The 509-nt window shown below is 48.7% G+C and carries 1 protein-coding gene; it reads right to left on the reverse strand.

Annotation, left to right across the window (positions count from 1 at the left end):
• The coding region (locus tag ACQV2X_RS08785) for an IS30 family transposase (RefSeq protein ID WP_428894435.1) at positions 1-509 on the reverse strand (509 nt) is incomplete at both ends.

Consider the following 509-nt stretch of genomic DNA (forward strand, 5'->3'; position numbering starts at 1 on the left):
TCCTCTTCACCATGCGGACCTACCACAGTATCGATTTCCCAGTGTCCCCATTCCTCACGGTCTTCCACTTTCTGGGGGCGTTCTTCAACCGATTTGCCCAGGATTTTGCGGCGTCTGGGTCCAGGTTCAAAAGCCTTGTGCGGTTTGCGTGATACCTTTTCAGGTAAATCAATGTTCTTCGTTCGCATGAGACCCGCATTGATCCAGTTATAAAGCGTTTTTGTGCAAGGGATCAAGTCTTCACAGAACAATTTATGACGTTCAGCGTAACCAACAACCGCATCAGGGCTCCACCTCTCACTGAGTAGCCTTTCATCCGCCCAATCGATAAAGTCCTTACTATTGACCCACTTAGGTTGTCGTCCCGTTCCCTCATGCAAGGGGTCATACGCCGCTTGTCCCGCAGCAGCACTATAGACATCCCTGAAGTAGAGATAAGTCTTTCCGTTTACAGATTGTTTGCGTTTCTGAGTAACTGTCCCGCGTTTCACTTTTGTATGAATGGTCTG

The sequence above is a fragment of the Facklamia sp. P12945 genome (assembly GCF_050409485.1).
Taxonomy (GTDB): domain Bacteria; phylum Bacillota; class Bacilli; order Lactobacillales; family Aerococcaceae; genus Facklamia.